The 8,607-nt window shown below is 38.2% G+C and carries 6 protein-coding genes; 1 reads left to right on the forward strand and 5 read right to left on the reverse strand.

What is annotated here, in order from left to right; all coding sequences use genetic code 11:
• Positions 1–527 precede the first annotated feature (527 nt).
• The 5 genes from GOQ29_RS04925 to GOQ29_RS04945 form a co-directional block, all read right to left on the reverse strand.
• Positions 528–1,133 carry an MptD family putative ECF transporter S component gene (locus tag GOQ29_RS04925; protein WP_203371532.1) on the reverse strand — a complete coding sequence of 202 codons (606 nt, stop codon included), beginning with the start codon at positions 1,131–1,133 and terminating at the stop codon, positions 528–530.
• A 21-nt stretch (positions 1,134–1,154) separates the two neighbouring features.
• Positions 1,155–2,642 carry an ABC transporter ATP-binding protein gene (locus GOQ29_RS04930; RefSeq protein WP_203371533.1) on the reverse strand — a complete coding sequence of 496 codons (1,488 nt, stop codon included), beginning with the start codon at positions 2,640–2,642 and terminating at the stop codon, positions 1,155–1,157.
• Positions 2,642–3,397, reverse strand: coding sequence for an energy-coupling factor transporter transmembrane component T (locus GOQ29_RS04935; protein WP_203371534.1), 756 nt, complete (start codon positions 3,395–3,397; stop codon positions 2,642–2,644). The genes GOQ29_RS04930 and GOQ29_RS04935 overlap by 1 nt, the downstream gene beginning before the upstream one ends.
• Before the next feature lie 352 nt (positions 3,398–3,749).
• The gene (locus GOQ29_RS04940) at positions 3,750–5,492 is read right to left on the reverse strand and encodes an ABC transporter ATP-binding protein (RefSeq protein ID WP_203371535.1); all 1,743 of its coding nucleotides are present in this window, start codon (positions 5,490–5,492) and stop codon (positions 3,750–3,752) included.
• Positions 5,485–7,272 carry an ABC transporter ATP-binding protein gene (locus GOQ29_RS04945; RefSeq protein ID WP_203371536.1) on the reverse strand — a complete coding sequence of 596 codons (1,788 nt, stop codon included), beginning with the start codon at positions 7,270–7,272 and terminating at the stop codon, positions 5,485–5,487. The genes GOQ29_RS04940 and GOQ29_RS04945 overlap by 8 nt, the downstream gene beginning before the upstream one ends.
• 191 nt (positions 7,273–7,463) lie before the next feature.
• Between GOQ29_RS04945 and GOQ29_RS04950 the strand changes: the two genes are divergently transcribed.
• Complete coding sequence (locus GOQ29_RS04950; RefSeq protein ID WP_203371537.1) at positions 7,464–8,429, forward strand: helix-turn-helix domain-containing protein; 966 nt, start codon at positions 7,464–7,466, stop codon at positions 8,427–8,429.
• Positions 8,430–8,607: the final 178 nt, after the last annotated feature.

Raw genomic sequence — 8,607 nt, forward strand, 5'->3', positions numbered from 1 at the left:
TTGCCAAATCAAAACCGACCTCCATTAGTTAGATTTTTGGTCTAACTTTTTGGGGTCGGTTCAGTAGATAGTCTATTTTAATTAATTAGACTGTCTACTTGGAAAGTATCATATCAAAATACAGTCGAGCATTAGTGGAACTGTTTACATTTATTTGGTGATATGTGTGTGCATATTGATAGCAGTAATATCCCACTAGAGAAGATAGGCTTTTTTAATAAATTAGGTATTAAGTGGATTACAGAAATTAAAAATAGACACAGCGATACCTCCATTGATGCCGCCGTATCCTTAAAAAAGAGTGACCTTAATACACCCGCCGTTTGCCTATTTTCAAAAGGCAAACGGCGGCTTTGATTATTTCAAAACCGCCGTTTAGCATAAGCTATCTTTTTCAAGTGATTATAACCGCCTAAACAACGGTTTTCATTTTTTATTTGAGATATATTTAATGGGAGACCTCCTCATATCCCTTTAAGCCCATCAGAAGAGTAGCATTAAAACAAAAAATACTCTTTTGTAGTACTTTAGACCATACCTGCTTTCATAAAATGCTTTTTAAGCAATTTACGTCCAAGGATTGCTCCTAAAAACGCACAAATAACAGTTACGACTATAGCAGCATAGAACATAGGTCCATTTGCCAAATTCAGAAGTTTTTCAACATATGCTGCCGAGGAACCTCTGCCCGTTGCGTATTCCATATAATATTGCTTTTGGAACATCATATTAAACATGAAACCTAACCAGGTAATTACTGTTACTAAAGCAAATCCAATTGTATTCCTCCAGAAACTAATATATTTCCCCGTCGATGAGATTATCTCGGCGAGGACACCACCTAACAAAATGGAAATGGGTATTGATATAGGATTACCCATAACGAAGTAAATGATGGCAAAGAGGATTGACTGTACGATAATAGAGCCTTTCTTTGGCGTTTTAGCCCGTATATACATGTAGATGATCCCACACGGTATGGCAGCAATCGCACCATGGAAAACAAACCCGGCAGGAATCATCCCCGCAATTCCTGCAACCAGAAACATACAGATAGCAAAAAGTAATGTGAAAATAGATATATTAATTAAATCCTTGCTTGACAGATTATTTTTCTTAGCTTGAATATTCATATTTAATTTCTCCTTTGAGTTCTATGTTTTTACAAAAATTTCTAACAACTTATCTTTCTTTTCCATATTAATCATATAATAATCAGCAATGGAACCACCCTTGATTTCTATAACACAGTCGCAGGTATTCATTACAAACTCATAGTCATGTGTAATAACAATAATTTGTTTTCCTTTCTCTTTCAGTTTCTCTAAAAGGACATGTACACGCAACATATTACTGTAATCTAAACCGCTTGTGGGTTCATCCAAAATTAAAACATCTGCACTTTGGGCAATACCGGCAGCAATAGTTAATCGTTGCTTTTGACCGCCAGATAAACTCATGGGGTGCTGTTCTGCAAATTCACCTAGAGATAAGAAATTTAATATTTCAAGTGCATTGACAGCTTTTTCCTTCTTACTGCTTCTTAAAGATAACTCCACTTCCCCGATAACACTATCGCTGAACAACTGATAATTCGGGTCTTGCATAACAAGGTAATTCCGGCCGCATCTATGTTTGTATGGTTGCTCTGTTTCTTCAAAGAACACTTTTCCTGTGTTTTCTTTTGTAAGACCGCAAAGGCAGCGGGCGAAAGTTGATTTACCCTGACCATTTCTACCAATCACAGCAGTTATTTTATTTTTGGACATGGCACAGCTTATATTTCGTAAAATAGGTGCGTTTTTTTGATATGCAACGCTAAGTCGCTCAACAGAAATACCTGGCATCTCTTTATCGCAGTTCATGCGAGGCTCAATTTTTACCTGTGATAAATCCCATGCTCTAAGCCCTAAGTCTATACGTTGCCTTTTGCTGACGCTGCCGAACTCTTTTGCGCTCCATTCGTGAACAATGCGCCCTCTTTCCATATATAAGACCCTATCCGCAATATCCGCCAAATAATAAAGTCGATGTTCTGCAATTAAAATTGTTTTGCCTTCTTGTTTCAGCTTTTGTAGAACAACTCGCAATTGATTGGTTGCAAAAGCATCCAAATTTGAAGACGGTTCATCTAAGACAAAGATATCTGGTCCTAACGCATACGCAGAAGCAATGGCTAACATCTGCTTTTCCCCTCCAGAGAGAGAAAATATATTCCGGTCCATCAACCGTCCGATCTTCAAATCTGCTGTTGTTTTATGGATTCTCTTCCATATCTGCTCTCTGCTTATGCCTAAATTCTCGCAACCAAATCCAATTTCATTTGTTGTATCTAAATTAAAAAACTGGCTGCGTGGATTTTGGAAAACAGAACCAACCTTCATGGAAAGCTCATCCAACTTCCAATTTGTTATGTCTTGACCGTCAATAAGAATATCACCATCCAATTCTCCTTCATAAAAGTGGGGAATCAAACCATTGACGATTCGGGTAAGTGATGTTTTTCCGCATCCGCTGGCTCCGGTTAAAAGGATACACTCTCCACGTTGGACAGATAAATTAATATCTTGCAGACCTTCCTCTGGACGGCTTGCATAGGTAAAATTCACATTTTTCATTTTTATAGCACATAAATTGTTCACTATATACCACCCCCTGTAAAAGCAAATATCAAATTGGCTGAAAACAAAAGTGTAAAGATAATATCCATAGCACCAAAGCGTGTTTGATATAAAGATGTCCTCTTCTTGTCCGAATCAATTCCTTTTGTTACAGCCGCAGCAGATAATTCCTCAGCTACTACGGAAAGCTGCATCATCAGCGGAACCATAATATACTCTATTATTTGATTTGGCGCTTTCAAACAGTTCAATAGTGTAAAATGGATTCCCCGTACCTTTGCCGCATCCAGAATTCCCTTACTTTCTTCCTTTATAGTTGGGAAAAAACGCATGATTACCACAATCGGAATTGTAATCTGACGCGGTGTATGTATAGCTTGCAGAGATGATGTCATTTCTCCAACCTGTGTGGTTGATATGAGTAAAGCAGCAAACATAAAGGTAGGAAATATCTTTCTTGCCATCATCAATACCACCGACAGCATTCCGACAATTGTATTTTCAACCCGCAGTGTAAGCAGAATGAAAAGTGCCATCCCTGAAAAAATCAACAAATTCTTGATAGCCAAACGATAGCTTCGATGGTATAACATAGCAATGGTAATCATGGCAATGCAGAAAATTTCACATAGTATATTGTTCTGAATAAAACTGGTTATATTTACAATCAGAAGTATAAACAACTTTGTTCTCGGATCTACCATTCGCCTATAAACACCGCTAAGCGCAGTTGTAGATTTCCCTGTATTTTGTATATATACATCACCTTTTATCACAGGACTGTCCCTCCCGTGATCGTATGGAGTGATAATAGCTTAATTTGAGAGAGAGAAGCCCAAAATACTTCATATCCCTTTGCTTGATTGATTGACTCAATAATATCCTTCCTTTCCAGTTGAATGTAAAAATCAACAATATAATATTTTGCTAAGTGCAACAAATGAGTTAGCAATGACTAACTTTATATAATTTATTATTGCATAGAGATGCTCCTTCGTCAATAGATTTACTTCATATATATCAAATTGCAAAAGAAATCGGTGAATCTGCAAAAGAAAAATGGAGAACCCCATAAAACAAAGAAAAAGATTATAACCCTCTTCTGTTTTATGAAGTCTTATTTCACTCCTATTCAAAACCCCCAAAACCCCATATGGAACTTTTTCTCTGCAATTCAAATAGATGATGATACAATCCTTTTAATTCCATCAGTTCCTGGTGACGGCCTACTTCCTGTATTTTCCCAGCCTTGAGGACAACGATTTTGTCACAATCCTCTATGGAACGTAATCTGTGGGCGATAATGAGCACTGTTTTATTGCGGATCAGCTTTCCGATTGCTTCCTGAATCAATGTTTCATTTTCTGGATCAAGAGATGCTGTGGCTTCGTCCAAAAGCACAATAGGTGCATTTTTCAGAAAAGCTCTGGCAATGGAAATACGCTGTCGTTCCCCTCCTGAAATAGTTTTTCCGTTTTCACCAATGACTGTATCGTAGCCATGGGGAAGCTTATGAATAAAATCTTCACACCGCGCCATTCGGGCAGCTGCAATAATTTCTTCCTTTGTGGCATCCAGCTTCCCAATCTTAATGTTGTTATATATCGTATCATTGAATAGCACCACATCCTGGAATACGATAGAAAAATAGCTGAGCAATGTTTCAGGGTCAATATCATTGATGTTTTTGCCGTCAATCGTAATTTTCCCTTTGCTTACATCCCAGAAACGAGAGGCCAGCTTGCTCAGGGTGCTTTTGCCGCAGCCAGAGGGCCCGACAAGTGCCGTGATTTCTCCTTGCTTTGCCACAAAAGACACATCATGGATAATTTCATCTGTATTGTACGCAAATGAAACATGGTCAAAGGTAATGTCGTAAGAGTTCAGCTTAATATCCGCATTGCCCATTTGGGAAGGATATTTTTGAATTTCACGGATTCTGGATGCACTGACAAGTGAATAAAAAAATTCTCCCGTTTTAAAAAACACAGTGGTAAGAGGATCGTAAATGCGTGCTGAAACAAAAAGAAACAGTAAAAATCCGATCAAATCCAACTCACCATGAGTAATCAAATAAGAGCCTGTAACAACCACCAGACCCAGTCCCACCCGTAAGATGTTATAAGCACTGCTAATGAAAATACCCATGACCAGTTCGTAAATCATAGAAGTACGAACTACCTTTTTAATCTTCTGTTCCATTCCCATGCGGTAGGCTTCTTTTTGGGGTGATGTTTGAACCAGCTTGATATTTTCCAAATACTCCTGAATGCCTTCACTCACACCAAGTTTGGCTTCTCGGTTTTTCCAGTTGGAGGATGAGCTTACTTTATTGGAAATTGCGAGTACTACCAGCGAAACCGGTAAGCAAATAAACAGGCTCAAACTCATCCGCCAATCATAAAAGAAGAGTGTTAATAAAATAACTATACTCGAAATAATCCCGCCAAAAAGCTCGGCAACCCCAGTTGCTAAGGTATGCTCTACAGTAGTTGTGTCATCCATCAATGTGCTGGTTAAATCGCTTAAATCCCTATTCCCAAAATAAGAAAGGGGCAGTTTTCTTATTTTTTCTGCAAGCGAAATGCGGGTGTTCGCACTTTCCTCATAGGCAGAAATATAGGTTTCTTTGTAAGTCCAACGATAAACCCAATAGATGAATAGCAGCAGAAACAGTGCCGTACCCCAATATGAAAAAAGGGAAATACTTTTTGTGTTTGTTCCCAAATAGTTTTGAACCATATCGGATGCAAGGAGCAATAATAATATTGCCGGAAACATGGTGCTTAGATTATGCAATGCAGTAAGCAATATCCCTTTTATCACCTTTGCATAGCCTTGATCCGTCAATGAAAATGTGTTTTTAAGCATGAGTCTGACCTCCTATTTTCCAGGATGTTCCTGATTGATATTCCTGATACATTTCTGCATAAGTACCACCATGTTCTATTAGCTCTCTATGTGATCCCTTCTCTATGAGCTTACCGTTTTCAAGCACTAAAATCTGGTCGGCTCCCGTAACAGTGGATAGGCGGTGAGCAATCATCAGTACTGTTTTCCCTTTCATTAAAACATCCAATGCTTTTTGTATTTTGTATTCGTTTTCTGGATCAGCAAAAGCTGTAGCCTCGTCAAGCAGAATAACAGGGGCATCCTTTAAAATTGCTCTCGCCAAGGCAATGCGCTGCATCTCACCGCCTGAGAGGTACACGCCTTTTGTCCCAACCACAGTGTGTATCCCATTGGGCAACTTCTCCAAAATATCATCGCATTGTGCGAGATGAAGAGCCTTTCGGATTTGTTCCTCTGTCGCAGAGGGTCTACTGAAAGCAACATTTTCGGCAATACTCATTTTAAACAGGTTTACATCCTGAAAAACAAAGCTTACCCTACTCATCCACTGAGTATAGTCCATATCCTTTACATTTACCCCTCCAACACAGATGCTACCGTCATCTACATCCCAGAACCGGGCAATTAAATTGACAACTGTACTTTTCCCCCCACCGGATGCACCCACCAAAGCTGTAACAGTACCGGCTTTTGCCGTAAAAGAGAGCTGATCAATAACTTTTGCTCCGTCTTTTTCATATTGAAATGATACCGAATCGAAAACAATATCATATGAGGATGGACTTTGGACATTTGTAGTTTGGAGCATCAGCTTTTCATTTAAAAGTTCCTCAATTGTATCCAATGCCTGTGTTGTAATCAGTTGATTGGAGGAACTGTACATAACTTTCATCAGCATGACAGCAATCAAAGGAGTGAATACAATAAAAAATATAAAGCTCATAATGAATCCTTTAGAGTTGGATGAAAACTGATACAAAAGAATTCCCACGGGAATCAGTACAAAAAAGATGCCATGAACCGATGTAATATAGCCGCTCATGGGTTTCCCCATAGAAAGCGCATATTGTGTTACAAAATTCTTATAATTCATGATAGAGCTATAAAAACGTTTAAAGGAATGTACAGTTTGGCCAAAAACCTTGACTACAGAAATACCCCGCACATATTCTACCGCCGCATTGCTCATATCAGCCTGGGATTTTTGATATTGCTCTAAAAATCCATTGCTCTCACCCTTGAGCATAGAGCTTAATATAACAAAGCCTATTGCAATTGGGATCAAACAAATCAACGTTAACCGCCAGTCAAAAATCATCATACTTGCAAGAAAAGCTAGAGGTGTTATAATGGCCTGTACCAAATCAGGAAGCTGGTGGGCCACAAAGTTTTCCATGCTTTCCGTATTCTTTTCTATGATTTTACGAAGCTTTCCACTCGGATTTGCAATATGGAATCCAATGGGAAGCTCCCCCAAACGCTGTAGTAGTTTAATTCTCAGATTCGCTATCAGATTAAATGCGGTTAAATGAGAGAATAGCAATCCTAAGCCATAAAGCATAAATGAAAGACCTGTCAGGGTAACCGCCATCCAGCCATAGTGCGCCATCTGTCCATTATTGAGCATGGCTGGATTTTCCCCCGCATCCAGTAACTCCCGAGCTACAAAATAAATGCAGATATACGGACCCAAACTGACGATTCCACCCAGGGCAGAAAAAAACCACGATAAAATCATAGTAACTTTATATTTTCCCGAATAATTTATTAGCCGGGAAAGCAATCTTTTTTTCTTCAATTCTGTTCCTCCTAATATTAAGAATTAATACTTAAAACATCTTTCAAAAAATCAAAAACCATGATAGAATTAGATGTTAGCAGTATCTAACTCGATTGTATAGGTTTCCATATATATCGTCAATGAAACCTGGATGCATATGACAGACTGCTAAAAAGGTTTGTGAATTTGCAAAAGATGGAGGGTTAAAATTGAAAACTATATTAGAGCAACTTTACCTGCCTTTGCTTTCAACTTTAGGGTTTTATGAAACAGCGGTACCGCCTGATTTTAAAAATTGCGGACTATATTATAAACTAGATCCTTCCATGGGGACAGGTTATTATTGGATTTATCCTATAGAAAATTTGTACGCCATCTGTGCTTATCAGTTTACATTCAAAGAAAATTTCTCACTTCAATATGAGCATCCTGAGTTTTTAAATTTAGGAATCTATGGCACTCCAATCGCAAAGATGATTTATAACGACTTGTACTCTAAAGCCGAAAATCTGATTGGTTATATTGGTCAAAAGGAATGGTATGACCAAAAGATACAAAAAGAAACAGTGATCAACAGCGTAGGACTTTCCTTTCTACCGGAATTCAATAAAAAAATTTTATCATATCAATTCCCTAACAGTTTTAATCAATTAGAAAAAATACTGCCTAAATTAAATGGCAGCGACACAATTCCGGAAGTGTCAATGGTACTAAGACAAATTCGAGCAGCTAGACCGTCTGCCACCACAGCGAAGATGTTTTATGAAGGTAAAACTTTGGAAATCATTTCACTGATTATGCAATGGGAAGAGAGACAATCCATGTATTCTTTAGAGTCTCATATTCCAGAGTGGGAAATGAAGAGCTTAAATCAGGTATACGATTATCTAAACCAGCATTACACGGCTCATATACCCTTGGATTTTCTTGCTAAAATATCCTGCATGAGTCAAAATAAGCTGACAGGTGCATTTAAGCGCATTTTCGGAACCACAATTACAGAACGAGTACAAGAACTGCGAATTGAAAAAGCAAAACAGATACTCTTAGATTCCGACTGGGACATCGGCAGAATTGCAAATGCAGTGGGATATAAGCGACATGCAAGCTTTTCTGTAATATTTAAACGAATTACCGGATTGACCCCAAATGAATTCAGAAAAGGACGACCTTGAAACAAACTCTTTTTATTGTTTCAAACTCCATTTTCAAACTACAAACATGACTGGCTGGCAAGCAGGGCAAGGTGGTACACACCTTGCGATTTTGCATAAAATTCCCTTACGGAATTCTTGTCATACCAAGAATAACTGTAATAGCCTCTATCAAATAAATATAAAGACTCTTTATCAT

The organism is Anaeromonas gelatinilytica, assembly GCF_016820635.1.
GTDB classification, from domain to species: domain Bacteria; phylum Bacillota; class Clostridia; order Tissierellales; family SIT17; genus Anaeromonas; species Anaeromonas gelatinilytica.

What these genes read in the sequence shown, in the direction of transcription:
- GOQ29_RS04925 (WP_203371532.1), bottom strand. Translation starts at nt 1,133, where the DNA reads ATGAATATTCAAGCTAAGAAAAATAATCTGTCAAGCAAGGATTTAATT.
- GOQ29_RS04940 (WP_203371535.1), bottom strand. Translation starts at nt 5,492, where the DNA reads ATGCTTAAAAACACATTTTCATTGACGGATCAAGGCTATGCAAAGGTG.